This window comes from Rhizobium quercicola (assembly GCF_021168455.1).
GTDB lineage: Bacteria > Pseudomonadota > Alphaproteobacteria > Rhizobiales > Rhizobiaceae > Ferranicluibacter > Ferranicluibacter quercicola.
The window spans coordinates 45,138-68,734 of record NZ_JAJOZR010000002.1 but is presented as its reverse complement, the minus strand read 5'-3'; the positions used below and the strand labels follow the sequence as shown (position 1 = coordinate 68,734).

Annotated in this window: 25 protein-coding genes; 14 read left to right on the top strand and 11 right to left on the bottom strand. The window is 62.9% G+C overall.

Translation table 11 applies throughout. The features are described from left to right. Window positions 1-23: 23 nt before the first annotated feature. The 8 genes from LRX75_RS03870 to LRX75_RS03835 form a co-directional block, all read right to left on the bottom strand. A complete protein-coding gene (locus tag LRX75_RS03870) occupies window positions 24-821 on the bottom strand; it encodes a ParA family protein (RefSeq protein ID WP_231812096.1) in 798 nt (265 codons plus the stop codon). Further along, a complete protein-coding gene (locus LRX75_RS03865) occupies window positions 808-1,470 on the bottom strand; it encodes a 16S rRNA (guanine(527)-N(7))-methyltransferase RsmG (RefSeq protein WP_420851150.1) in 663 nt (220 codons plus the stop codon). The genes LRX75_RS03870 and LRX75_RS03865 overlap by 14 nt, the downstream gene beginning before the upstream one ends. Beyond that, the gene (gene mnmG, locus LRX75_RS03860; RefSeq protein ID WP_231812094.1) at window positions 1,467-3,344 is read right to left on the bottom strand and encodes a tRNA uridine-5-carboxymethylaminomethyl(34) synthesis enzyme MnmG; all 1,878 of its coding nucleotides are present in this window, start codon (window positions 3,342-3,344) and stop codon (window positions 1,467-1,469) included. The genes LRX75_RS03865 and mnmG overlap by 4 nt, the downstream gene beginning before the upstream one ends. A gap of 59 nt (window positions 3,345-3,403) precedes the next feature. Then, complete coding sequence (mnmE, locus tag LRX75_RS03855; protein ID WP_231812092.1) at window positions 3,404-4,720, bottom strand: tRNA uridine-5-carboxymethylaminomethyl(34) synthesis GTPase MnmE; 1,317 nt, start codon at window positions 4,718-4,720, stop codon at window positions 3,404-3,406. A gap of 112 nt (window positions 4,721-4,832) precedes the next feature. Further along, entirely contained in the window at window positions 4,833-6,098 is a 1,266-nt protein-coding gene (rho, locus tag LRX75_RS03850) for a transcription termination factor Rho (protein WP_092990171.1), read from the bottom strand. Between the two features lie 183 nt (window positions 6,099-6,281). Further along, the gene (gene hemJ, locus LRX75_RS03845) at window positions 6,282-6,845 is read right to left on the bottom strand and encodes a protoporphyrinogen oxidase HemJ (protein WP_231812090.1); all 564 of its coding nucleotides are present in this window, start codon (window positions 6,843-6,845) and stop codon (window positions 6,282-6,284) included. Beyond that, a complete protein-coding gene (gene hemE, locus LRX75_RS03840) occupies window positions 6,842-7,873 on the bottom strand; it encodes a uroporphyrinogen decarboxylase (protein WP_231812088.1) in 1,032 nt (343 codons plus the stop codon). The genes hemJ and hemE overlap by 4 nt, the downstream gene beginning before the upstream one ends. Before the next feature lie 73 nt (window positions 7,874-7,946). After that, entirely contained in the window at window positions 7,947-8,312 is a 366-nt protein-coding gene (locus LRX75_RS03835; protein ID WP_231812086.1) for a hypothetical protein, read from the bottom strand. On the opposite strand from LRX75_RS03835, the gene LRX75_RS03830 reads away from it, so the two are divergent. The 5 genes from LRX75_RS03830 to dnaQ are packed head-to-tail and all read left to right on the top strand — an operon-like array spanning window position 8,280 to window position 11,946. Next, a complete protein-coding gene (locus LRX75_RS03830) occupies window positions 8,280-9,101 on the top strand; it encodes a pyruvate, water dikinase regulatory protein (RefSeq protein ID WP_110730350.1) in 822 nt (273 codons plus the stop codon). The genes LRX75_RS03835 and LRX75_RS03830 overlap by 33 nt on opposite strands. Window positions 9,102-9,129: 28 nt before the next feature. Beyond that, window positions 9,130-9,756 (top strand): Maf-like protein, encoded by a 627-nt coding sequence (locus LRX75_RS03825; protein WP_231812084.1) that lies wholly within the window; start codon window positions 9,130-9,132, stop codon window positions 9,754-9,756. Beyond that, window positions 9,749-10,612: a shikimate dehydrogenase gene (locus LRX75_RS03820; protein WP_231812082.1), complete on the top strand. Its 864-nt coding sequence runs from the start codon at window positions 9,749-9,751 to the stop codon at window positions 10,610-10,612. Before LRX75_RS03825 ends, LRX75_RS03820 begins: the two co-directional genes overlap by 8 nt. After that, complete coding sequence (gene coaE, locus LRX75_RS03815) at window positions 10,609-11,199, top strand: dephospho-CoA kinase (protein WP_231812080.1); 591 nt, start codon at window positions 10,609-10,611, stop codon at window positions 11,197-11,199. Before LRX75_RS03820 ends, coaE begins: the two co-directional genes overlap by 4 nt. A gap of 48 nt (window positions 11,200-11,247) precedes the next feature. Further along, window positions 11,248-11,946 carry a DNA polymerase III subunit epsilon gene (gene dnaQ / locus LRX75_RS03810; RefSeq protein WP_231812078.1) on the top strand — a complete coding sequence of 233 codons (699 nt, stop codon included), beginning with the start codon at window positions 11,248-11,250 and terminating at the stop codon, window positions 11,944-11,946. A gap of 59 nt (window positions 11,947-12,005) precedes the next feature. Here dnaQ and secB read toward each other — a convergent pair whose 3' ends face one another. Together secB and LRX75_RS03800 are read right to left on the bottom strand one after the other, a co-directional pair. Beyond that, the gene (gene secB / locus LRX75_RS03805; RefSeq protein WP_113150004.1) at window positions 12,006-12,497 is read right to left on the bottom strand and encodes a protein-export chaperone SecB; all 492 of its coding nucleotides are present in this window, start codon (window positions 12,495-12,497) and stop codon (window positions 12,006-12,008) included. Window positions 12,498-12,641: 144 nt separating this feature from the next. Next, window positions 12,642-13,133, bottom strand: a complete 492-nt coding sequence (locus LRX75_RS03800) for an FxsA family protein (protein WP_231812076.1) — start codon at window positions 13,131-13,133, stop codon at window positions 12,642-12,644. Between the two features lie 220 nt (window positions 13,134-13,353). On the opposite strand from LRX75_RS03800, the gene LRX75_RS03795 reads away from it, so the two are divergent. The 5 genes from LRX75_RS03795 (at window position 13,354) to gyrB (ending at window position 18,857) form a co-directional block, all read left to right on the top strand. Further along, a complete protein-coding gene (locus LRX75_RS03795; RefSeq protein WP_113149931.1) occupies window positions 13,354-14,052 on the top strand; it encodes a Tim44/TimA family putative adaptor protein in 699 nt (232 codons plus the stop codon). 55 nt (window positions 14,053-14,107) lie between these two features. After that, window positions 14,108-15,214, top strand: coding sequence for a murein transglycosylase A (gene mltA, locus LRX75_RS03790; protein WP_231812074.1), 1,107 nt, complete (start codon window positions 14,108-14,110; stop codon window positions 15,212-15,214). After that, on the top strand, window positions 15,211-15,780 hold the full coding sequence (locus LRX75_RS03785; RefSeq protein ID WP_231812072.1) for a Smr/MutS family protein: 570 nt from the start codon (window positions 15,211-15,213) through the stop codon (window positions 15,778-15,780). Before mltA ends, LRX75_RS03785 begins: the two co-directional genes overlap by 4 nt. Then, window positions 15,777-16,154, top strand: a complete 378-nt coding sequence (locus tag LRX75_RS03780) for a helix-turn-helix domain-containing protein (protein WP_113149934.1) — start codon at window positions 15,777-15,779, stop codon at window positions 16,152-16,154. Before LRX75_RS03785 ends, LRX75_RS03780 begins: the two co-directional genes overlap by 4 nt. A 267-nt stretch (window positions 16,155-16,421) precedes the next feature. After that, a complete protein-coding gene (gyrB, locus tag LRX75_RS03775; protein ID WP_231812070.1) occupies window positions 16,422-18,857 on the top strand; it encodes a DNA topoisomerase (ATP-hydrolyzing) subunit B in 2,436 nt (811 codons plus the stop codon). Window positions 18,858-18,957: 100 nt separating this feature from the next. Here gyrB and LRX75_RS03770 read toward each other — a convergent pair whose 3' ends face one another. After that, a complete protein-coding gene (locus LRX75_RS03770) occupies window positions 18,958-19,560 on the bottom strand; it encodes a nitroreductase family protein (protein WP_231812068.1) in 603 nt (200 codons plus the stop codon). A gap of 202 nt (window positions 19,561-19,762) precedes the next feature. Between LRX75_RS03770 and LRX75_RS03765 the strand changes: the two genes are divergently transcribed. From LRX75_RS03765 to LRX75_RS03750, 4 genes are all read left to right on the top strand, one after another. Next, entirely contained in the window at window positions 19,763-20,566 is an 804-nt protein-coding gene (locus LRX75_RS03765) for an HpcH/HpaI aldolase family protein (RefSeq protein WP_231812066.1), read from the top strand. 236 nt (window positions 20,567-20,802) lie between these two features. Continuing rightward, on the top strand, window positions 20,803-22,074 hold the full coding sequence (gene phaZ, locus LRX75_RS03760; RefSeq protein WP_231812065.1) for a polyhydroxyalkanoate depolymerase: 1,272 nt from the start codon (window positions 20,803-20,805) through the stop codon (window positions 22,072-22,074). 157 nt (window positions 22,075-22,231) lie between these two features. Continuing rightward, window positions 22,232-22,684 carry a DUF2852 domain-containing protein gene (locus LRX75_RS03755; RefSeq protein WP_113149939.1) on the top strand — a complete coding sequence of 151 codons (453 nt, stop codon included), beginning with the start codon at window positions 22,232-22,234 and terminating at the stop codon, window positions 22,682-22,684. A 124-nt stretch (window positions 22,685-22,808) separates the two neighbouring features. Continuing rightward, on the top strand, window positions 22,809-23,588 hold the full coding sequence (locus tag LRX75_RS03750; protein WP_231812063.1) for a M48 family metallopeptidase: 780 nt from the start codon (window positions 22,809-22,811) through the stop codon (window positions 23,586-23,588). Window positions 23,589-23,597 lie beyond the last annotated feature (9 nt).

Sequence of the window (23,597 nt, the reverse complement as noted above, 5' to 3'; positions counted from 1 at the left end):
TCATGGTTCTGGAGCCGAATCGATCAGGCCGCAGCTTTCCGCTGACGCTCGCGCTGAATCACTTCCGAAGCGAGCTGCAGATAGGCCTGGCTTCCCGCACATTTCAGATCGTAAAGGATAGCAGGCTTTCCATAGGACGGCGCTTCCGAGACCCGGACGTTCCGCGGAATCAGCGTATGGTAAACCTTTTCGCCCAAATGGGTGCGAACATCGCTGACGACCTGCTGGGCGAGATTGTTCCGGGAATCGAACATCGTCAGCACGATGCCCTGGATGTCGAGCTGCGGATTAACGCTCTGCCGGATCTGATCGACCGTTTCCAGCAACTGGCTCAACCCTTCCAGTGCGAAGAACTCGCACTGGAGCGGCACAAGCACAGAATGGGCCGCAGCCATCGCGTTCATGGTCAACAGGTTGAACGAGGGCGGGCAATCGACCAGAATATAGGAGTAAGCCAAAGCCTCTGGCGTCCCCAAAGCCTTTTTCAGCCGAAAAACGCGGTCACTCTGCCGGGAAATTTCCATCTCCAGACCAAGAAGATCCATGGTCGAGGGAATAATCGACAGGTTTGGTACGACGGTCGGATGAACGATTGTATCGATCGTATGCGTTCCCATCATCAGGTCATAGGACGAGAAGCGACGATCACGCCGCTGGATACCAAGTCCGGTGCTTGCATTGCCCTGCGGATCGAGGTCGATGATCAGGACCGATTCCCCGATCGCGGCCAAGGCTGTCGCAAGATTGATGGCGGTCGTCGTCTTGCCAACGCCACCTTTCTGGTTCGCGATCGTAATAATCCGGTTTTTATCGCGCGACATTGATCGCTCCTGCGCCCTGGCTCAGCTGCTGCATCCGCGTGATCTCGAGAATGACGGAGTCAGCCTCGACAATGCTTTGGTGTTTTACCAGATCGACATCATACCGGCCACGCGCTTTCGCGACCTCAGACTCGTAATCCCGGCCTTTGTGGAAGAAAGCGCGCGTCATGCCGCTTGCCATCCAGGGCTCGATGAACTGCAACAGCAGGGAGAGATCAGCGACGGCCCGTGCCGAGATCGCGTCACAGGTGGGAAGTTTCGCCGGCGCGTCTTCAATGCGCAGAACATGCACTGATCCGCGGGCACCTGTTTCCTGAAGAGCGACACGGAGGAAGGCCGCTTTTTTCTGATTGCTTTCGACAAGATGGACCCATCCTCCGGCCGTCTCGGCGAGAAGGATGGCGGTGATGACACCGGGAAAGCCGCCGCCACTGCCCAGATCGATCCAGGTTTTCGGACCGGGAGCGAGGGCATAGATCTGAGCGCTGTCGCGGATGTGCCTATTGCCGACATCGCCCAACGTCGACGGCGCAACGAGATTCATCGTCTTCGCCCATTTCAGGAACAGCTGTGTAAAATGTTCAAGCCGCTCGGTCGTTTCACGTGAAACACGCAAGCCGATCAATTCCGTGGGCTGACTCGCCATCAGTGTACACCTTGTGCTGCATCACGCCGCTCGTAGCGCTGCAGATGGGTCAGAATCAGCGTGGCGGCCGACGGTGTCATACCATCGATCACCTGAAGCTGTGCGAAGTTTCGCGGTTGAATGCGGGTCAGCTTCTGCTTGAGCTCGTTCGAAAGGCCCGAGAGATCGGCATAGGCAAAGTCGTCCGGAATCGTTCGCTCTTCTTCCTTGCGCGCCCGCACGATATCGGCCGCCTGGCGATCCATATAGACCGCGTAATGCGCATCAATCTCGATGGCCTCCGCGAGGCGCGGCGAAATATCCGCAAGGTCGCCCCAGATCGCCGAAAGGCGATCAAGCGTGATATCGGCATGCGAGAGCAAATCAAAAGCCGAGCGTCGCTGTCCATCCTTGTTCAGATTCAGGCCGTGCGCGCCGGCTTCGTTCGGCGTCAACAGGCGCTGCTGGAGCGTCTCCTTCCACCGCGCAAAGGTCATCTCCCAGTTCATAAACCGCTCGCGCCGGGCGCGGGAGACACAACCCAGTGCGATCGCCGCCGGTGTCAGCCGCATGTCGGCATTGTCGGCCCGCAGAGACAGACGGTACTCCGCACGAGAGGTGAACATCCGGTAGGGTTCGGCAACACCGCGTGTGATCAGGTCATCGATCATGACGCCGATATAGGAATCCGTGCGAGAGAAGAGATGTGCGCTCTGCCCGGCCACCTTTCGCGTTGCGTTCAAGCCGGCGACGAGGCCTTGAGCACCCGCCTCTTCGTAACCCGTCGTCCCATTGATCTGGCCGGCAAGGAACAGGCCCGGGATCTTTCGGACCTCGAGGCTGGCAGAAAGTTCGCGCGGATCGACATGATCATATTCGATGGCATAGCCGGGCTGCAGGATCGTTGCCGTCTCCAGACCAGGGATGGTCCGGATAAAAGCAGACTGAACCTCTTCCGGAAGAGAGGTGGAAATGCCGTTCGGATAGACGGTGTGATCATCGAGACCTTCCGGCTCCAGAAAAATCTGGTGCCCATCACGTTCGCCAAACTTGACGATCTTGTCTTCGATGGATGGACAATAGCGTGGCCCGACGCCCGAGATCTGTCCCGAATACATGGCAGAGCGCTGCAGGTTCTCTTCGATGATCCGATGCGTCGCATCCGTCGTGCGGGTCACGCCGCAGTCGATCTGCCGCGTGGTAATCTGATCCGTCATGAAGGAAAAAGGAACTGGCTCTGCATCCGCGGCTTGCCGTCCGATCCGGTCCCAGCCGATCGTGCGCCCGTCCAGCCGTGCCGGTGTTCCCGTCTTCAACCGTCCCAGTGCGACCTGATGATCCTCAAGGACCTTCGACAAACCAACCGACGGTGCCTCGCCGACACGACCCGCCGGGATCTTCCGGTCACCGATATGGATGAGGCCTCGGAGAAAAGTCCCCGTGGTCAAAACCACAGCGCCACAGGTGACGGTCTGTCCGGTCGCAAGAACCACGCCGCCAACGGTCGACCCCTTGAGGACGAGATCGACCACATCGCCTTCGATCACTGTCAGCGATGAGAGTCTTTCGAGTTCCGCCTGCATGGCGTCGCGGTAGAGCCGCCGATCCGCCTGTGTCCGGGGTCCACGAACGGCGGGACCCTTCTTGTGGTTCAGCAGTCGGAACTGGATGCCTGCGCGGTCAGCAACACGACCCATCAATCCATCGAACGCGTCAATCTCGCGGACAAGGTGCCCCTTGCCCAGTCCACCGATGGCCGGGTTGCAGGACATCACGCCGATCGTCTGGCGCTGGTGCGTGACGAGCGCTACGGAGGCACCCAAGCGGGCGGCCACCGCCGCGGCCTCACATCCGGCATGCCCGCCACCAACAACGATGACATCATACATCACGGTCATTTCGATTCCGATTCAATGTTTCACGTGAAACGTGCGGGACGACTCGCATGCGTTGCAGACTACTTGCCGATGCAAAATTCCGAAAAAATCACATCCAGCAGATCCTCGACATCGATCCGGCCGGTAATCCGCCCCAAGGCATCACTGGCCCGACGAAGTTGTTCCGACTGGAGATCCAGATCAGCGCTCTTTGCCGCCTCATTCAGGGCAGCAAGGCACTGCGTCAGATGATCCCCATGCCGTCGACGGGACGGAACAGAAAAGCTGTCAGCTGCCGCGCTGTCGGGAAGCCGCTCCGTGATCGCAGAAATCAGCGCTTCCAAGCCTTGCGGCGTCTCGACGGAGACAAGCACGTCGGCAGCGGTTCTATCCCACAGTTCGGGCGAAATATCAATCTTGGTGGCCACTCGAAGGATCTCGGTCTCACCCTCGTCCGGGAGCATGAAACCGTGTGGCGCATCGGAAAGGCAGAGGATGAGATCCGCCTCGTCCTGTAGCGCCTTGGCCCGGCGGATGCCTTCGCGCTCGACCAAGTCGTCTGTCTCCCGCAAACCGGCGGTGTCGAACAGTTTCACGACGAATCCGGCTAAGGAAATATCGACGCTCAGCACATCCCGCGTCGTTCCCGCGATATCGGTCACGATGGCGATGTCCTGTTTGGCCAGGGCATTGAGCAAGCTCGATTTTCCGGCATTTGGAGGGCCGGAGATCACGATACGGTAGCCATGCCGAATGATTGCCCCCGTTCTCGCGCCCGCCAGATGGTCACTGATCTCTCTGCTTAGGTGTTCCATATCCCGCCAGATCGCCGCGCTGACGGAGCCGGGAACATCATCCTCGTCCGCGAAGTCGAGCTCCGCCTCGATCATCGCGCGGGCATGGGTCAGACGCTTCGCCCAACCCTGATAGATCTGCGAGACGCCGCCGCGGGCATGCTCGCTCGCAAGACGCCGTTGCATCTCCGTCTCGGCCGAGATCAGGTCGGCGAGACCTTCGATCTCCACGAGATCCAGTTTCCCCTGTGCGAACGCCCTGCGCGAAAATTCGCCAGCTTCGGCATGGCGGAAATGCGGGAACGTCCCAAGCTCATCGAGAAGCCGCTCCACCACGGCCCGTCCACCGTGGACCTGAAGCTCGACACAGTCTTCCCCCGTGAACGAGGCTGGACCGGGAAACGAGAGGACCAGACCCTGATCGATGATCTCTCCGTTCCGGGACCGAATCGTTCGCAGCGCGGCGACACGTGGTGGAACCGGGCCACCGCAAAGAACATCGCAAACGGTCGATGCCGATGGCCCGCTGACCCGGAGAACGGCGACGCCGGAGGGCAGGCCTCCGGAGGAGAGGGAATAGATGGTATCGCTCGCCGATGACATTCGAACCGTCCTTGGAGGAGCCCTATGAGGTAAACGCAAAAATCCCTGGGGGAAGCCAGGGATTTTCGGAAGGTGTCCAACGCGGCGCAGGGCTTGCGCGCAGCCGTGGGTCTCAGGTGTTCATGGAATCGAAGAAGTCGCCGTTCGTCTTCGTCTGCTTCAGCTTGTCGATCAGGAACTCGATCGCATCCGTGGTGCCCATGGGCGCGAGGATACGACGAAGCACGAAGATCTTCTGAAGATCCTGACGCGGCACGAGCAGGTCTTCCTTGCGGGTACCGGACTTCAGAATGTCCATCGCCGGGAAGATACGCTTGTCGGCAACCTTCCGGTCGAGCACGATTTCGGAGTTGCCCGTTCCCTTGAACTCTTCGAAGATGACTTCGTCCATGCGGCTGCCGGTATCGATCAGCGCCGTCGCGACGATGGTCAGCGAGCCGCCTTCCTCGATGTTCCGTGCCGCGCCGAAGAAGCGCTTCGGGCGCTGCAGGGCATTGGCATCCACACCGCCGGTCAGAACCTTGCCGGAAGAGGGCACGACCGTATTGTAGGCGCGGCCGAGGCGCGTGATGGAATCGAGCAGGATGACGACGTCACGGCCGTGCTCGACCAGACGCTTGGCCTTCTCGATCACCATCTCGGCGACCTGAACGTGGCGCGTGGCCGGTTCGTCGAAGGTGGAGGAAACGACCTCGCCCTTTACCGAGCGCTGCATGTCCGTCACTTCTTCCGGCCGCTCGTCGATGAGGAGAACGATCAGATAACATTCCGGATGGTTGGCGGTGATCGAATGGGCGATGTTCTGCAGGAGCACGGTCTTGCCGGTGCGCGGCGGCGCGACGATCAGGCCGCGCTGGCCCTTGCCGAGCGGTGCGACGAGATCCATCACGCGCGGCGAAAGATCCTTGGAGGTGGGAACCTCGAGCTCCATCTTGAAGCGTTCGTTCGGATAGAGCGGCGTCAGGTTGTCGAAGTGTACCTTGTGCCGGATCTTCTCCGGGTCCTCGAAATTGATCGTGTTGACCTTCAGAAGCGCGAAGTAGCGTTCGCCTTCCTTCGGTCCCCGGATCGGGCCTTCGACCGTATCGCCCGTCTTCAGCGAGAAGCGCCGGATCTGGGAGGGCGAGATGTAGATATCGTCGGGGCCGGGAAGATAGTTGGCATTGGCGGAGCGCAGGAAGCCGAAACCGTCCTGGAGCAGCTCGACGACGCCTTCGCCGATGATCTCGACGTCTTGCGCCGCGAGCATCTTGAGGATGGCGAACATCAGCTCCTGCTTGCGCATCACGCTGGCGTTTTCGACCTCCACCGACTCGGCGAACGCCAGAAGATCGGTTGCAGATTTGTTCTTGAGGTCTTGGAGCTTCATTTCAGCCATGAAGGAAAATCACACTTGCAGAGGGAATGGAAGGGCTGGCGCTGTGTGGGTCAAGGGAGCGGCAGGGGGCTAGCCACTCGAACTTTAACGCGCGCCAGAAAGATGGGATGTCACACGCTAGCGACTTCCGGCCCGCACCGCAAGGGGGCTCGCGGTGCAAGAGGCTAAAATGTCCGTGATGGATCAAAACGGCTTTACGATGACGAGGATCACGATGACGATCATCAGAACGGTCGGCACCTCGTTCATCAGACGCCAGTAGCGCGCCGTGCGTCGCGTACCATCGCGCGAAAAACGACCGACGGCATCGGCATAGTGCACATGCACGCCGGTCAGCAGGATCACGGCGAGGATCTTCGCGTGAAGCCAGCCGCCCTGAAAACCGTAGACGCTCCAAGCGAGATAAAGCCCGAGCACCCAGGTGATCATCATGGCCGGGCGCATGATCACCTTCAGGAGCCGCTGCTCCATCACCTTGAAGGTCTCCGATGTCTGCGAGCCCGGCTCAGCATCGGTGTGATAGATGAACAGGCGCGGCATGTAGAGCAGCCCGGCCATCCAGGAGATAACGGCCACGACATGCAGCGCCTTGATCCAGAGGATGAGATCGGCCGGCTGCCAGACGATCAGTCCGGCGACGATCGCGACGAGAACCGAAAGCGCCACAAAGGCCCGCACACGCGATTTCCGGCCCGCCGGGGCATCGGTCTGCCGTGTACCCCCCTCCTCGCGCTCAGGGGTGCTCACACGCGGCTCCTGACACGGGCCACGAGATCGGCGACATGGGCGGGATCCGCCTGCGGCGTGATGCCATGGCCGAGATTGAAGATCAGCGGTCCCTGTCCGAGGCGGTCCAGAATATGATCGATACCCTCTTCCAGAGCCTTACCCCCCGCAACGACCCGCATCGGATCGAGATTGCCCTGTACCGGGCCCTCCTTCTGCAGGTCCGCCGCAAACGACAGGGGAACCGACCAGTCGAGGCCGATCGCGTCCGCCTGCGTCTTCTGGCGATAGTCCTTCAGCAACAGGCCGGCGCCTTTGGCGAAGGCGATGATCTTTGCATCCGGCCGGCGGGCCCGCACGCTGTCGATGATCCGGCGAACGGGCGCGACCGCGAAACGCTCGAACGTATCCTCCCCGAGAACACCGGCCCAGGAGTCGAAGATCTGGACCGCATCCGCGCCGGCGTCGAGCTGGGCGACCAGATAGTCGGCGGACAGTTCGGCAAGCAGGGCCAGCAGCGCATCGAAGGCTTGCGGATGCCGATAGGCAAACAGCCGCGCCGGCGCCTGGTCCGGCGTCCCGTGCCCGGCAATCATGTAGGTCGCGACCGTCCAGGGCGCTCCGCAGAAGCCGAGCAGCGCCGTTTCCGTCGGAAGCTCCCGGCGCAAGCGTGCCACGGTTTCGATCACGGGACGAAGATGATCGGCGACCGGTCTTCCATCGAGAGCCTCGATGCCGTCGACATCGATCGGATCGAGTTTGGGTCCGCTGCCCTCCTCGAAGCGGACGTTGCGCTTCAGGGCATCGGGAATGACGAGGATATCGGAAAACAGGATGGCCGCATCGAACGCATAGCGCCGGATCGGCTGCAGGGTCACTTCCGTGGCGAAGTCGGGAGAATAGCAGAGATCGAGAAAGCTCCCGGCCCGCGCCCGCGTCTCGCGATATTCTGGCAGATATCGCCCGGCCTGGCGCATCAGCCAGAGGGGCGGAGGGGTCAGCGTCTCTCCGTTCAGAACACTGACGAGCTTGCGGTTTTCAGACGTCACACACAGCTTCCCTCTTAAAATAGAATCTTGAATCTAAGGGTTTCTATTTCTTAGAGTCGGTGACTATCAAGGATTAAAGGTTGTCGGTCCTTTGTCCCCAGAACCCCATTCCGTCCGATGTGATGGGAGAAGGACAGGGCGCATCAGGAACAATATAGGGAACAACCAGAAAAAATCCCGTCATTCGAGCAACTTGGCAAACGAACGACGTTTCCCTGGCCTGTGGATGACCTGTTGAGGATCGGCGGCGATCGGTCGCATCGCGAGTCTTTTTCACAAGCTCTCCGGAAATGTCGCCGACGCGGGCCTCTTTGTGAATAAGTCGGAGGTTTTCCCCTTGCCTGCCGGGCAGGCTCACCCCTAGGCTCCGCTTATCCACCATCATCAACAGGCGGCCGAGAATAGCGTGGACAATCACAAAAACTATTTCCACCTGCATCTGATCTCCGACTCGACCGGGGAAACCTTGATCGCAGCCGGCCGGGCAGCCGCGGCGCAATTCCAGACCTATCATGCGCTGGAGCATGTCTATCCGCTGATCCGCAATCGCAAGCAGCTGATGCAGGTGCTCGAATCCATCGACACGGCCCCGGGCATCGTTCTCTATACGATCGTCGATCGCGAGCTTTCCGACATCATCAATGCCCAGTGCCAGCAAATCGGCGTGCCCTGCGTGTCCGTGCTGGAACCGATCATCGATCTGTTCCAGACCTATCTCGGCACATCGTCCCGGCGCCGGTCCGGCGCCCAGCATGTGATGGATGCCGATTATTTCGCGCGGATCGACGCGCTGAACTTCACGATGGATCATGACGACGGCCAGCTTCCGGCCGATTTCAACGATGCCGACGTCGTCCTGATCGGCATCAGCCGCACATCGAAGACGCCGACCAGCATCTATCTGGCCAATCGCGGCATCCGCACCGCGAACATTCCGATCGTGCCGGGCGTGCCCCTGCCGGAGCGGCTGCTGGAGGCGACCAAGCCGCTGGTCGTGTGCCTCATCGCGACGGCGGATCGCGTCTCTCAGGTGCGCGAACACCGGGTGCTCGGCACCACGCACGGGTTCCACGGGCAGGACTATACGGATCGGGCAGCGATCGCCGAGGAACTGAAATATGCCCGCGCGCTCTGCGCCCGCAACAACTGGCCGATCATCGACGTCACGCGACGCTCGATCGAGGAAACGGCCGCCGCCATCGTTGCCCTGAGGCCGCGCCTGCGCTAGTGCGCATCGCGATAGGGAGAGATCATCCATGACGCATCAGCTTGTCCTCGCCTCGGCGAGCCCGTTCCGGCGCATGCTGCTCGAAAATGCCGGCATCGCCTTTCGCTGGCAGGCGGCCGAGATCGACGAGCGGGCACTGGAAGAACCGCTCGCCGCCGAAGGCGCATCGCCGGAAAAAGTAGCGACCGTGCTGGCCGAGGCCAAGGCCGAATCGGTCGCCGCGGCGCTGCGCGAGGCGCAAGGGGCGGGGGAGGGTATCGCGCCCGTCGTCATCGGGTCGGACCAGACCCTGTCGCTCGGAGACCGTGTGTTTCACAAGCCGGCCTCGATGGCGGAGGCGCGAGACCATCTGCGCGCCCTGTCGGGGGCGACCCATCAGCTCAACAGCGCGATCGCCCTGCATCAGGATGGCCGGACCCTCTGGTCTCACGTCTCGACCGCCCGCTTGACGATGCGCCGTCTCGATGATGGCTTCATCGCGCGGCATCTCGCTCGCGTGGGGGAAAAGGCTCTGACCAGCGTCGGCGCGTACCAGCTGGAAGGCGAGGGGGTTCAGCTGTTCGAGGCGATCGACGGCGACTACTTCACGATCCTCGGATTGCCGATCCTGCCGCTGCTCGGCGAACTGCGGAGGCTGCGTGTCATCGATGCGTGATTCACGTGAAACATCTGTTAACCATGCCTTCGTCGCGGGCTATCCCGTCCGCCATTCGCGCTCGCCGCTGATCCATTCCCACTGGCTGAAGACCCTGGGTCTGGAAGGCAGCTACACCACGCGCGAAGTCACGCCGGCCATCTTCCCCGATTTCATCGCGCTCCTCAAATCCGGACAATCCGGCTTTGTCGGCGGCAATGTCACCATCCCGCATAAGGAGACGGTGATCGCCCATGTCGATGAGGCCGACGCGCTGAGCCGGGAAATGGGTGCGGCCAACACCGTCTGGCTGGAAGAAGGTCGGCTCAAGGCGACGAACACGGACGGCCTCGGCTTTGCCGCCAATCTCGACGCGCGGGCACCCGGCTGGGACACGGCCGAAACCGCCATCGTGCTCGGTGCGGGGGGCGCGAGCCGCGCCGTCATCCAGGCGGTGCGGGATCGCGGTGTGCGCACCATCCATGTCGTCAACCGGACGCTGCCCCGTGCCCGGGAACTCTCCGATCGCTTCGGCCGGACGCGTGTCGTCGCCCATGCCATGGCGGCGTTGCCGGAGCTTTTGCCCGAGGCCAGCCTCTTCATCAACACGACCTCGCTCGGCATGGACGGCACGCCGGTTCCCGAGTTCGATTTCACGCGCATGCCCGGCGATGCCGTCGTGACGGATATCGTCTACGTGCCCCTCGTCACACCCATTCTCGCGCAGGCGCAGGCGCAGGGTCGCACCATCGTCGATGGGCTCGGCATGTTGCTGCATCAGGCGGCGCCCGGCTTTGAAAAGTGGTTCGGTCGAAAACCTCAGGTGGACGAGACGCTGCGGGCGCTCGTCATCGCCGACATGGCGGCGCACGCATGATCGTCCTCGGGCTCACCGGATCGATCGGCATGGGCAAGTCCACCACGGCCGGGATGTTCACGGCGCTGGGCGTTCCCGTCAATGATGCCGATGCTGTCGTTCACGAACTTTATCGCGGCGAGGCCGTCTTACCCATCGAGGCCGCTTTTCCCGGCTCCACGACCGACGGTCTTGTCGATCGGGCCGCCCTCAGTGCGGCACTCGCGAAGCATCCCGAGGGCTTCAAGACCCTGGAAGCGATCGTCCACCCGCTCGTGCGGGAAAAAGAGCGGGTCTTTCTCGACCGGGAACGAGAAGCAGGCGCCCCGCTCGTGGTCCTCGATATTCCCCTGCTCTACGAAACGGGCGGGCAGGGACGGGTGGATGCGGTGGCGGTCGTCACCTGCGACGCCGCCATCCAGCGCGCCCGTGTTCTTGCCCGCCCCGGCATGACGCCGGAGAAATTCGCGCTGATCCTGTCCCGGCAAATGCCGGACAAAGAGAAACGCGCCCGTGCAAACTATGTGATCGACACCGGCCACGGACTAGACGCCGCGCGCCAAAGGGTCGAAGAGATTGTCGGCGCTCTGACCGCCCGAGCGGGATAATATTTCCCCGGGTAGACAGGCGATCGTATTCGACGGAAGGACAAGGCCATGCGGGAAATCATCTTCGATACGGAAACCACCGGCCTCGACAATCGCCAGGACCGCGTCATCGAAATCGGCGGCATCGAACTCAATGATCACTTTCCGACCGGGCGGACCTTTCATCGCTACATTCATCCCGGCGATCGCAAGGTTCATCCCGATGCGCTCGCCGTTCACGGCATCACCGACGATTTCCTGAAGGACAAGCCGGTCTTTGCCGAGATCGTGGAAGAGCTGATGGCCTTCTTCGAGGGCGCCCGCTGGGTCGCGCACAATGCCACCTTCGACATGGGCTTCATCAATGCCGAGCTGGCGCGTCTCGATCGCCCGGCGGTCTCGCAGGACCTCGTCACCGACACGTTGTCGATGGCCCGCCGCAAGCATCCGATGGGTCCCAATTCGCTCGATGCGCTCTGCCGGCGCTACGGCATCGACAACACGCACCGCACGAAGCACGGCGCGCTGCTCGACTCCGAGCTTCTCGCCGAAGTCTATATCGAGATGATCGGCGGCCGGCAGGCGGCACTGGGCCTGACGACCAAGGAAAGCCGCGCACAGGCGGAAGCCTCCGACGACCTGGTCGTCGTGCCGCGCGCGCGTCCGGCGCCCTTGCCCCCGCGCCTGGCCGAAAACGATATCGCCGCCCATGCAGCGCTCGTTAAGAAGATGGGCGAAAAGGCCATCTGGTCGCATTACGCGGTCTGAAACGAAAAACGCCCGGCCTTTTCGGACCGGGCGTTCGAGGCGTTCGGCTGGGATGCCGATCAGTTCGGGGTGCTGGACACCTGCGCGCGGACGCGGTCTTCGGCCATGCGCTGCGTGAACATCTGCGCGAAATCGATGGGGTCGATCATCAGCGGCGGGAAACCGCCATTGCGCGTCGCGTCGGCCACGATCTGGCGCGCGAAGGGGAAGAGCAGGCGCGGGCACTCGATGAAGAGCAGCGGCAGCATGTGCTCCTGCGGGAAGCCCGTGACGCGGAAGACGCCGCCATAGGTCAGCTCGACGGCAAACAGAATCTTGTCGCCATCCTTGGCTTCGGCATTCAGCGTCAGCACGACGTCGAACTCCGTATCCGTCATCGGATTGGCGTTGACATTGACGTTGATGTTGATCGCCGGAGCCTTGTCGCGGGCCTGGAGCGAGCGCGGCGCACCCGGATTTTCGAACGAGAGGTCCTTGATGTACTGGGCGAGAATGTTCAGCGACGGATTTTCGCCGGTGCCACCGTTCGTGGGTGCTGCTGTATCGGTCATGAGGCGCGTTCCTTGGAGGCGTTCGATAAATGATGCGTTGGATGGAGCGGTTCAATGGTCGAGCGCATCTATCATTTCGGGCATGCCCTTACAACCCGAGCGGCCGGGCGGGGCAGGAGCAACGCGTCTTCGGCATGCGCGCGGTCACCGCAGCCGGTCGTTCGGGTCACTGCGGTCGGGGTCCCTGGTAAATTCTGCGTCATCGAGATCGATCACGCCGGGGATGGCGCGGGGCCGGGCGCCGGCCGGATCCGGTCGCGTGCTGCTCGTCCGCGTCACCACGGTGATCCGCTTGCGCAGGAACTGCCAGACCGCTTCGCGCACGGCGGGGATGAAGAGGAGGATGCCGAAGATGTCCGTCAGGAAGCCGGGCAGGATCAGGAGAAAGGCGGCAATGACGATCATCGCGCCATGCACGATCTGCCGGCCGGGGTTCTCGCCGGTGCGCGATGCGGACTGGAGTTTCCGCAGCACACCAAGGCCTTGCGCCCGCAAGAGAAGCGCGCCGACGACGGCGGACAGGAGAATGAGACCGAGCGTGGCACCCACGCCGATCTCGCGCCCGACGACGATGAAGGTGGCGATTTCCGCCATCGGCAGGAGCAGGAAGAAGAGCGGGATCAGGGAAAGGCGCATTCGGTCCACGTGTCGGTTGGAAGGGTTGTCGTCTGCCCGATGCCGCGTGGCATCGGAGCTATAAGGCGGCATCGGATCATGCCCTGGCCATTGGTCTGCTTTGCTCGCTCTGCCGATCTGCTTTCGGCGGTCTGGCAATCTGCTCCTGGCCATTTGAATGATGGGGTCATCGCGTCTATATGGGTCTCTAAGATACATCATAAAAGCGGCATTGGTGGAAATGGGATCTTTCGACTTCGTAACATTGTTCTTTCTTGTCGCCGCGGTGATCATTTTCATCCAGCTTCGCAGCGTGCTGGGCCGTCGGACAGGCAATGAACGCCCGCCGTCCGATCCCTTCTCCGCCCGCGAACCCGTCGAGAGTTCCGACCCGACCGGCAAGGTCGTCCAGCTTCCCCGCCGCGACACTGTCGTGGACGAGGCGGCGCGCTATGCCGCGATCGATGCCTTCGCCAAGCCCGAGACCCCGCTGAACGCTTCGCTGCGCAAGATCACCGACGCCGACAACGCCTTCGACCCGAAGGAGTTCGTGAACGGTGCACGGATGGCCTATGAAATGATCGTGACCGCCTTTGCCGATGGCGACAGGAAGACCCTGAAGTCGCTCCTGTCCAAGGAGGTCTATGACGGCTTCGAGGCGGCGATCGCCGACCGCGAGGCCAAGGGCGAAATCGTCAAATCCACCTTCGTCGGCATCGAGAAGTCCGACATCGTCTCGGCCGATCTCAAGGACGGCGAAGCGATCGTCACCGTGCGGATCTTCAGCCAGCTGATCTCGGCAACCTTCGACAAGGCCGGAACGATCGTCGATGGTGATGCGGAAGCCGTCTCCGAGGTTAACGACCTCTGGACGTTTGCCCGCGACACCCGCTCGCGCGATCCGAACTGGAAGCTGATCGCGACCGAATCCGAAAACTGAGGTCCCGGGCGTCCGGGCATTTGCGCGGGCCTGTTGAGAGAGATAGGGATCGCCGATGGATTTCGCGCTGCGCAAGGTCGCCTTTTCGGATCTGCCCGGCTGGGCAGGCGACGATCCGTCGGATCTCCTGCCAGCCCTGCGCCGGTGCCGGCACCATGTCGAGACGGTCAAGCCCCACCGGTCCGGATCGCTCGGCATATCCTCGCACGATCTCCTGCCGGCCTTCCATGCCGCCGATGCGGTGGACGTACGGGATGCCGCCGCCGCCCGCACCTTCTTCGAGGAACACTTCCAGCCCTTCGCCATCGCGCGTCGCGACGGGCGGCCGGGCTTTGTCACCGCCTTCTTCGAGCCGACCGTTGCCGTCAGCCGGGTACGAACGGCCGAATATGCCTATCCCTTCTATCGCCGGCCGGACGATCTGGTCGATCTCGACGCGGCCAACCGCCCGGCCGGGCTGGACGAGAGCTTTGTCTTCGCCCGACGCGTGGGAGACCGGATCGAGGAATATCCCGACCGGCGCGCGATCGAGACCGGCTGTCTCGCCGGCCGCGGGCTGGAGATCGCCTTTGCCCGCTCGAAGAGCGACGTCTTCTTCGCCCATGTCCAGGGGGCCGCGCGTCTCCTTTTTCCGGACGGCTCTTCGGAGCGCATCACCTATGCCGGCAAAAGCGGCCATCCCTTCTCGGCCATCGGCCGCCTGCTGATCGACCGCGGCGAGATCGATGCGGCGACCGTATCCATGCAGTCGATCAAGGCCTGGCTCGATACCCATCCCGAGGAGGCCGACGCGGTGATGTGGCACAATCGTTCCTTCATCTTCTTCCGCGAGGCCGCGGTCGAGGATCCTGCGCTCGGACCCGTGGCCGCCGCCAAGGTGCCCCTGGTGCCGGGACGCTCGCTGGCGGTCGATCGGTTGATCCATACCTTCGGTGTGCCGTTCTTCATCGCGAGCGACAGCCTCACCCGCATCGACGACGGCCGTCCGTTCCGCCGGCTGATGCTGGCTCTCGACACGGGCACGGCCATCGTCGGTCCGGCCCGCGGCGATATCTTCACCGGGTCGGGCGACGAGGCCGGCGAGCGGGCGGGCGCGGTGCGCAACGATGCGGACTTTTTCATTTTGATTCCGAAGGCGGCGGCGGCAAGATACGAGGCATGACGAGGAAGAAGACGCTTTCGAGCGAAGACCGCATTCTCTGGGGCAAGGTCGCCCGCTCGACGCGCGCGCTTCCCGGGCGCATGGAACTGCTCGCGCTCTTCGAGGGAGAGGACGCGCCGGCAAAGCCTGCCGAACCTGTGCCCGTGCCTGCAGCGAAGGCGGTACGGGAGCCCGTGCCCGTCGCCAGGGTCGAAACGCCGCGACGTCACCAGCCGCTGGAAAAGCCGGTCAAGCGGAAGCTCGCCAAGGGACACCTGCCGATCGATGCCCGCATCGACCTTCACGGCATGGCGCAATCGGAAGCGCATGGCCTTCTGCTCCGCTTCATCGCGCGGGCGCATGATCACGGCCTGCGGCATGTTCTCGTCATCACCGGCAAGGGCACGTCGATGGGCAGCGAAGGCGCGTTGAAACGGGCGGTACCGCTCTGGTTCTCGTTGCCCGATTTCCGCCCGCTGATTTCCTCCTACGAGCCCGCTGCGCGCAATCATGGCGGCGAAGGCGCGCTCTATGTCCGCCTGTCGCGGCACGGCGTCTCGCGGCACGGCTCCGGCCCCACGGCATGACGCCCTTCGGTGAGGAGATGGTTCGCCTGCGCGCCGAGCGCGGGGTGACGCAGAAGCAGATGGCGCAGGCGCTCAACGTGTCCGCCGCCTATCTCTCGGCGCTCGAGCACGGCCGCCGCGGCACGCCGAGCTTCGACTTCCTCCAGCGGGTCGCCGGCTACTTCCACATCATCTGGGACGAGGCGGACGCCCTGTTCGCGCTTGCGGCGCAGTCGAACCCGCGCGTTACCGTCGATACATCGGGTCTCCCCGCCGCGCACACCATCCTGGCCAACCGTCTGGCGGCCCGGATCCGTCATCTTCCCGACCAGACGGTTGTGGATATCACGCAACTTTTGGACAATGCGCAGAAGGGTGCTAAAGATGGTGCCTGAAATGCTCTCCGGCAAATGAGCCTGGCGATCTTGCCTGGGGAGCTGCGAGAAAAACGGAAGAACCCACCCCACGATCCCGCTGCCGCCGGGTCGTTTTCAAGTCCCGTTTCCGGCCCGCAACCATCTCTCAAATATGGAACCGGACCCGGAAATGCCTATATTCAGACGATTGCCGGCACGCTGATTCGTTCTCCCGGATTCCCGCATGGCCCGGCGATCGCAGGGCAAGCGCGGAACACGCCGTAACAATGGAAAGACCCGACCTCTATGACCGAACTGCCTGATGCCGCAACCGGCGCGAATGCCGAATATGGTGCCGATTCCATCAAGGTTCTCAAGGGTCTCGATGCCGTGCGCAAGCGGCCGGGCATGTATATCGGCGATACCGACGACGGTTCGGGCCTGCACCACATGGTCTACGAGGTCGTGGACAACGCCATCGACGAAGCGTTGGGCGGCTATGCCGATCTCGTGACGGTGACGCTGAATGCGGATGGCTCCGTGACCGTGACCGACAATGGCCGCGGCATCCCGACCGACATCCACAAGGAGGAGGGCGTGTCCGCCGCCGAGGTCATCATGACCCAGCTGCATGCGGGCGGCAAGTTCGACCAGAATTCCTACAAGGTCTCTGGCGGTCTCCATGGCGTCGGCGTGTCCGTGGTCAATGCGCTCTCCGTTTCGCTCAAGCTGAAGATCCGTCGCGTCGGCAAGATCCACGAGATGAGCTTCACCCACGGCGTGGCCGATGGCCCGCTGCAGGTGACCGGCGACAGCGGCGGCACGACGGGCACGGAAGTCACCTTCCTGCCGAGCACCGATACCTTCACGCAGGTCGAGTTCGACTATGGAACGCTGGAGCATCGCCTGCGCGAGCTCGCCTTCCTCAATTCCGGCGTCCGCATCGTTCTCACGGACAAGCGCCACTCCGACATCAAGCAGGAAGAGATGATGTATGACGGCGGCCTCGAGGCCTTCGTCGTCTATCTCGACCGCGCCAAGAAGCCCCTGGTTACGCGGCCGGTCTCCATCCGCGGCGAGAAGGACGGCATCACCGTCGAGGTCGCGATGTGGTGGAACGACAGCTACCACGAGAACATGCTCTGCTTCACCAACAACATCCCCCAGCGCGACGGCGGCACGCATATGGCCGGCTTCCGCGGCGCGCTGACGCGCCAGGTGACGTCCTATGCCGACCAGTCGGGCATCACCAAGCGGGAGAAGGTGACGCTTCAGGGCGAGGATTGCCGCGAAGGCCTGACCGCCGTGCTTTCCGTCAAGGTTCCCGATCCGAAGTTCTCCTCGCAGACCAAGGACAAGCTCGTCTCGTCGGAAGTGCGTCCCGTGGTCGAAAGTCTCGTCAACGAGGCGCTGAGCACCTGGTTCGAAGAACATCCGGCCGATGCGAAGATCCTCGTCGGCAAGGTGGTGGAAGCCGCCGCCGCCCGCGAGGCCGCCCGCAAGGCGCGCGAGCTGACCCGCCGCAAAGGCGCGCTCGACATCTCCTCGCTGCCCGGCAAGCTGGCCGACTGCTCGGAGCGCGACCCCTCCAAATCCGAACTCTTCCTCGTCGAAGGGGACTCCGCCGGCGGCTCCGCCAAGCAGGGACGCTCGCGCGAGAACCAGGCCATTCTGCCGCTGCGCGGCAAGATCCTCAACGTCGAGCGCGCGCGCTTCGACAAGATGCTCTCCAGCCAGGAAATCGGCACGCTGATCACGGCGCTCGGCACGTCGATCGGCAAGGACGAGTTCAACCCGGAAAAGCTGCGCTACCACAAGATCATCATCATGACGGACGCCGACGTGGACGGCGCGCATATCAGGACGCTGCTGCTCACCTTCTTCTTCCGCCAGATGCCGGAACTGATCGAGCGCGGCCACCTCTACATCGCCCAGCCGCCGCTCTACAAAGTCACGCGCGGCAAGTCGGCCCAGTATCTGAAGGACGAGAAGGCTTTCGAGGAGTATCTGATCTCGATGGGCCTGGAAGAAGCGCGGCTGGAGCTCGGCTCCGGCGAAGTGCGCGCCGGGCAGGATCTGCGCGAAGTCATCACCGATGCGCTGCGCTTGCGCGCGCTCATCGACGGTCTGCATTCCCGCTACAGCCGCTCGGTCGTCGAGCAGGCGGCGATTGCCGGTGCACTCAATCCGGAACGCCTGCGCGACGACGAGAAATCCGCGGTCATCGCGCGCGAACTCGCCGAGCGGTTGGATCTCATCGCCGAGGAAACCGAACGCGGCTGGAGCGCCGAGATCGCCGGTGACGGCGGCCTGCGGCTCGAGCGCATGGTTCGCGGCGTCAAGGAACTGGCCTTCCTCGACATGGCGCTGATCGCCTCGCAGGATGCGCGGCTGATCGACCAGTTGAACGCCAAGCTGCACGACATCTACGCCGTTCCGCCCGTGCTGCGGCGCAAGGAAGGCACGCAGGAGATCAGCGGTCCGCGCGCGTTGCTCGACGCCATCTTCGCCAGCGGCCGCAAGGGTCTTTCCATGCAGCGCTACAAGGGTCTGGGCGAAATGAATGCCGAACAGCTCTGGGAAACGACGCTCGACCCGAACGTCCGCTCGCTGCTGCAGGTCCGCGTCAACGATGCGACCGATGCCGACAGCCTGTTCTCCCGCCTCATGGGCGACGAAGTGGAGCCGCGTCGCGACTTCATCCAGGAGAACGCACTGAACGTGGCGAACCTCGATATCTGACGGACGTCCTTCGTCAGGAAATGGCATTGAAAAGGCCCTCGCAACCGAATGGTTGCGAGGGCCTTTTGCTGTCTGTCTCAGGCCTTGAGACGGATGCCGATCAGTCGGCCTTGAAGCTGCCGTTGAAGGCGAGTTCGGAGAGCGGGCGGCGGGGGCTCGGGGTTTCTCGAGCCTGCAGACCTTCCGGCAGCACCGACTTGTCGCCGACCCGGCCGATCGCAACACCCGCCTCGACGCGGTAGCCTTCGGGAATGCCGAGGATCTCCGCAGCCTTGTCGAAATGGATGCCGGTCATGCCGTGCGCCTGGTAGCCGAGCAGCATGGCCTGATGGGCGATGGCACCCCAGGCCGAGCCGGCATCGAAGCTATGGCTGTAGGACGGCTTGGATTCGGTGGAGCCCGGTGCCGTGAAGTGCGTCTTGGAGATGATGATCACCAGTGCGGAGGCCGATTTCGCCCAGCTCTGGTTGAAATCGTTGAGGATCGGGAGAAGCGTGTCCCATTCCGGCGTGCCGCGCAGCGCGTAGGAAAAGCGCCAGGGCTGCGAGTTGAAGGCCGACGGCGCCCAGCGGCCGGCTTCGAGAATCGTGAGAAGCTGGGCCTCGTCCATCGTCTCGTCCTTGAACGCGCGGGGCGACCAGCGGTCGAGAAAGCTTGCTTCGATCGGATGGTCGGCCTGTCGGAAATTGCTCGACGTGGTCATGGTTCTGGTCCTTCGCGTGGGTCGGCCGCTGAGCCAGCGGTTGCCGAGGGGAAAAGCATGGGCGCAACGGAGAGCGCACCGCACCATCTAGTAAGTCCACGCCGTTCCCGACAAGATGCTTTTGGCGAATAGAGTGTCTTCGCCATGGAGACGATTGCCATGTGCCCTATCTGAAACGGGTGAGGGCGAGAAGGAGAGCGACGTGCCGGCACCGGTCAACCCATTCAAGGCGGCGCTGAACGAGCGGCGCTTCCAGCTCGGATTCTGGGTGGCGCTGGCCAGCCCCTATGCGGCGGAGGTCGTGTCCGGCAGCGGCTATGACTGGTTGCTGATCGACGGCGAGCATGCCCCGAACGACATTCCCTCGCTGGCGGCGCAGGTCCAGGCGCTCAAAGGCTCGCAGAGCCATGCGGTCGTGCGCTTGCCGGTGGGCGAGACCTGGATGATCAAGCAGATTCTCGATGCCGGCGCCCAGACCGTCATGATCCCGATGGTGGAAACCGTCGAGGACGCCGAGCGGCTGGTGCGGGCGGTGCGCTATCCGCCGCACGGCGACCGCGGCGTCGGCGCAGCGCTTGGCCGCGCCTCCCGCTTCAGCCGCATCGGCGACTATCTGGAAACGGCCGACCGCGAAATCTGCCTGATCGTCCAGATCGAGAGCCGGGCAGGTCTCGACGCTCTCGACCGGATCGCCGCGATCGACGGCATCGACGGATTGTTCATCGGTCCGTCCGATCTCGCCGCCGACATGGGCCTTCTCGGGCAGCCGGGCCATGCCGATGTCACGGCCGCCATTCGCGATGCCTTCGCGCGGATCGCCCGCGCCGGCAAGGCGTCGGGCATCATGACGCTGAACCTCGATCAGGCGCGGCTCTACCGCACGCTGGGCGCGGACTTCATGGCGATCGGCACGGATGTCACGACACTGGTGGAAGCAACGACCCGGCTGCGTCGCCAATATCAGGGCGAGGACACGCAAGGCCCGGCAGGTTCAACCGGGTATTGAGAAGGCTTAGCGACTTGTCAATGCCTGGAGGCGCACACTGCGGTCGGAGAATAACGGAGGATTTCAAGATGATGGGAGGAAAACGTCTTGCAACAGTTTCGCACCGGCCCGGCGTGATACTCTGACGCACTTGCCGCACTGCACAAGAGAGCGTAGCCTGTAATATTAGAGGAATATGAAACGGAGACGTTACGCCAGAACTGTCTCCGCTCATGGTAAAAAGGAGTTTGCATCCAATGTTTTACCAGTTCTACGAGCTGAACCACGCGATCATGGCCCCCTGGCGTGCCGCTGCCGACGCGATGCGTCTGGCCTATAGCAATCCGCTCAATCCGCTATCGCAAACCTATCTCGGCCGCACCGCCGCCGCCGGCCTGGAAGTCTTCGAGCGCTCGACACGTCGCTACGGAAAGCCGGAATTCGGCCTGTACGAGACGATCATCGACGGCGAGCCGATTTCGATCGACGAGAAGATCGTCTGGCGTCAGCCCTTCTGCAATCTCATTCACTTCGAGCGCGTTCTCGAAAAGCCGGCCCGGTCCGATCCGCGCGTCCTGATCGTCGCCCCGATGTCCGGCCATTACGCGACCCTTCTGCGCGGCACCGTAGAAGCGCTGCTGCCGACCTCCGACATCTACATCACCGACTGGATCGACGCCCGCATGGTGCCTCTGACCGAGGGGACCTTCGATCTCGACGACTACATCGAATACGTCATCGAGATCCTGCATTTCCTCGGGCCCGATACGCATGTCGTCGCGGTCTGCCAGCCGGCCGTGCCCGTTCTCGCGGCGGCTGCCATCATGGAAGGCCGGGGCGATGCGCTGTCGCCGGCCTCGATGACGCTGATGGGCGGGCCGATCGACACGCGGATCAACCCGACGGCCGTCAACCAGCTCGCCAAGGACAAGCCGATCGAGTGGTTCCGCGACAATGTCGTGATGCCCGTTCCCTTTCCGCAGCCGGGCTTCATGCGGCCGGTCTATCCCGGCTTCCTCCAGCTTTCCGGCTTCATGTCGATGAACCTCGACAGGCATATCAATGCCCAGAAGGAATTCTTCGACCATCTCGTCAAGCACGACGGCGATGCGGCGGAGAAGCACCGCGAGTTCTACGACGAATATCTCGCGGTAATGGACCTGACCGCCGAATTCTACCTGCAGACCGTCGATGTCGTGTTCATGCAGCATGCCTTGCCGAAGGGCGAGATGATGCATCGGGGCGAGCGGGTGGATACGCATGCTATCCGTAAGGTGGCTTTGCTGACGGTGGAGGGCGAGAACGACGACATCTCCGGCGCGGGTCAGACGGAGGCGGCGCAGACCATCTGTTCCAACATTCCCGACCATATGCGGATGCACTACGTGCAGCCGGATGTCGGCCATTACGGCGTGTTCAACGGGTCGCGTTTCCGTCGGGAAATCGCGCCGCGCATCACCGCCTTCCAGCGCGAGCACGGCCACAAGGCTGCAGCCGTCAAGGTCATCAAGGGCGGAAAAACCGCTTAAAGGCTGGAAAGCGGACGGAAACATCAAAAAATGGTGAGATCGGGCAAGCCCTTGCCCGATTTCTGATCGGTTCGTCTTGCGATGGAATGGACCTGTTCCCACATCCTTACAAGCGGGTTCGACGATCGAACCCTCCATTGACGAGGACTTAATCTCCATGAATCAGAATGCCTTGATCCGTCCTGACTGGACGCCCGCGACCATTGCGTTGATGGTTCTCGGCTTCGTCGTCTTCTGGCCGCTTGGCCTCGCCATGCTCGCCTACATTATCTTCGGCGAACGCCTGAAATCCTTCAAGCGCGACGCGAACGCCTCCGTCGATACCGTCTTCTCCACCGTCAAAGGCGGGTTCGGCGGCTTCGGCAAGACGGGCTTCTCGCGCGGCACCTTCCGCGCCGGCCACACCGGCAACGTCGCCTTCGACGACTGGCGCGAAGCCGAGCTGGCGCGTCTCGATGAAGAGCGCCGCCGTCTGGATGACATGCGCGAAGATTTCGACGCCTATGTCCGCGAACTGCGCCGCGCCAAGGACCAAGACGATTTCGACCGCTTCATGCGCGAGCGCAACACGCCGTCGAACGGCCCGGTCACCGGTTACACCGGCAACTGATCCGGAACGCGCCGTCGGATGATGGCGCCCCCATGGAAATGCGCCGGCCTTCCTCTTGCGGGAAGGCCGGCTTTTTCATGCCGGTCCCGAGGCGGAAATCCCGCGAATCATCTATCAGGAACCCATGTTTCCTCTGCTGCTCAAGCCCGTTCGCCGCAAGAAGCCGGCCGCACCTGTCAAACCGGTGACGAAGACCGTCGTGAAGACGCTGACCGTGGACGGGCGGGCGCTTCCTCTGACGATCCGGCAGAACCCGAGGGCGACACGGATGACGCTGCGGATCGAGCCGGGTGGTCGCGCCCTCAAGATGACCATTCCGACCGGCCTGCCCGAACGCGAGATCACTCAGTTTCTCGACCGCCATCAGGCGTGGCTGGCCAGCCGGCTGGCACGCTTCTCCGGCGAGAGCGTGCTGGAAGAGGGCGGCATCATCTTCGTGCGCGGCGTGGCGCACCGCATTGAGCGCACGGGGCGGCTCCGCGGCGTGACGGAAAGCGTCGTGGTCGATGACGAGGCCGTGCTGCGGGTGAGCGGCGCGTCGGAACATCTCGGCCGCCGCATCGCCGATTTCCTGAAGAAGGAAGCCCGCAGGGATCTGGAGCAGCTGGCGCCGGCTCATGCGCTGAACGTGGGGCGACGGATCAAGTCGATGACGCTGCGCGACACGCGAAGCCGCTGGGGGTCCTGCGCCGTGGATGGCGCGCTGAATTTCTCCTGGCGCATCGTTATGGCGCCGCCTTATGTCATCGATTATCTCGCCGCCCATGAGGTCGCGCACCTCAAGGAAATGAACCACGGCCCGAACTTCTGGGCGCTCTGCGAGCGGCTCTGCCCGCACACGGCCGATGCCCGTCACTGGCTGAAGCGCAACGGCACGCTGCTGCACGCCATCGACTTCACCTGATCGCGTCCT

Excerpts from the sequence above, each read along its gene's own strand:
- phaZ (WP_231812065.1), top strand. The coding sequence starts at position 20,803 with ATGTTTTACCAGTTCTACGAGCTGAACCACGCGATCATGGCCCCCTGG.
- secB (WP_113150004.1), bottom strand. The coding sequence starts at position 12,497 with ATGACCGATACAGCAGCACCCACGAACGGTGGCACCGGCGAAAATCCG.
- LRX75_RS03825 (WP_231812084.1), top strand. The coding sequence starts at position 9,130 with ATGACGCATCAGCTTGTCCTCGCCTCGGCGAGCCCGTTCCGGCGCATG.
- mnmE (WP_231812092.1), bottom strand. The coding sequence starts at position 4,720 with ATGTCATCGGCGAGCGATACCATCTATTCCCTCTCCTCCGGAGGCCTG.
- LRX75_RS03780 (WP_113149934.1), top strand. The coding sequence starts at position 15,777 with ATGACGCCCTTCGGTGAGGAGATGGTTCGCCTGCGCGCCGAGCGCGGG.
- LRX75_RS03755 (WP_113149939.1), top strand. The coding sequence starts at position 22,232 with ATGAATCAGAATGCCTTGATCCGTCCTGACTGGACGCCCGCGACCATT.
- LRX75_RS03870 (WP_231812096.1), bottom strand. The coding sequence starts at position 821 with ATGTCGCGCGATAAAAACCGGATTATTACGATCGCGAACCAGAAAGGT.
- mnmG (WP_231812094.1), bottom strand. The coding sequence starts at position 3,344 with ATGACCGTGATGTATGATGTCATCGTTGTTGGTGGCGGGCATGCCGGA.
- LRX75_RS03795 (WP_113149931.1), top strand. The coding sequence starts at position 13,354 with ATGGGATCTTTCGACTTCGTAACATTGTTCTTTCTTGTCGCCGCGGTG.
- dnaQ (WP_231812078.1), top strand. The coding sequence starts at position 11,248 with ATGCGGGAAATCATCTTCGATACGGAAACCACCGGCCTCGACAATCGC.
- LRX75_RS03820 (WP_231812082.1), top strand. The coding sequence starts at position 9,749 with ATGCGTGATTCACGTGAAACATCTGTTAACCATGCCTTCGTCGCGGGC.
- LRX75_RS03750 (WP_231812063.1), top strand. The coding sequence starts at position 22,809 with ATGTTTCCTCTGCTGCTCAAGCCCGTTCGCCGCAAGAAGCCGGCCGCA.
- gyrB (WP_231812070.1), top strand. The coding sequence starts at position 16,422 with ATGACCGAACTGCCTGATGCCGCAACCGGCGCGAATGCCGAATATGGT.
- LRX75_RS03785 (WP_231812072.1), top strand. The coding sequence starts at position 15,211 with ATGACGAGGAAGAAGACGCTTTCGAGCGAAGACCGCATTCTCTGGGGC.
- LRX75_RS03800 (WP_231812076.1), bottom strand. The coding sequence starts at position 13,133 with ATGCGCCTTTCCCTGATCCCGCTCTTCTTCCTGCTCCTGCCGATGGCG.
- coaE (WP_231812080.1), top strand. The coding sequence starts at position 10,609 with ATGATCGTCCTCGGGCTCACCGGATCGATCGGCATGGGCAAGTCCACC.
- mltA (WP_231812074.1), top strand. The coding sequence starts at position 14,108 with ATGGATTTCGCGCTGCGCAAGGTCGCCTTTTCGGATCTGCCCGGCTGG.
- LRX75_RS03835 (WP_231812086.1), bottom strand. The coding sequence starts at position 8,312 with ATGCAGGTGGAAATAGTTTTTGTGATTGTCCACGCTATTCTCGGCCGC.
- rho (WP_092990171.1), bottom strand. The coding sequence starts at position 6,098 with ATGGCTGAAATGAAGCTCCAAGACCTCAAGAACAAATCTGCAACCGAT.
- LRX75_RS03770 (WP_231812068.1), bottom strand. The coding sequence starts at position 19,560 with ATGACCACGTCGAGCAATTTCCGACAGGCCGACCATCCGATCGAAGCA.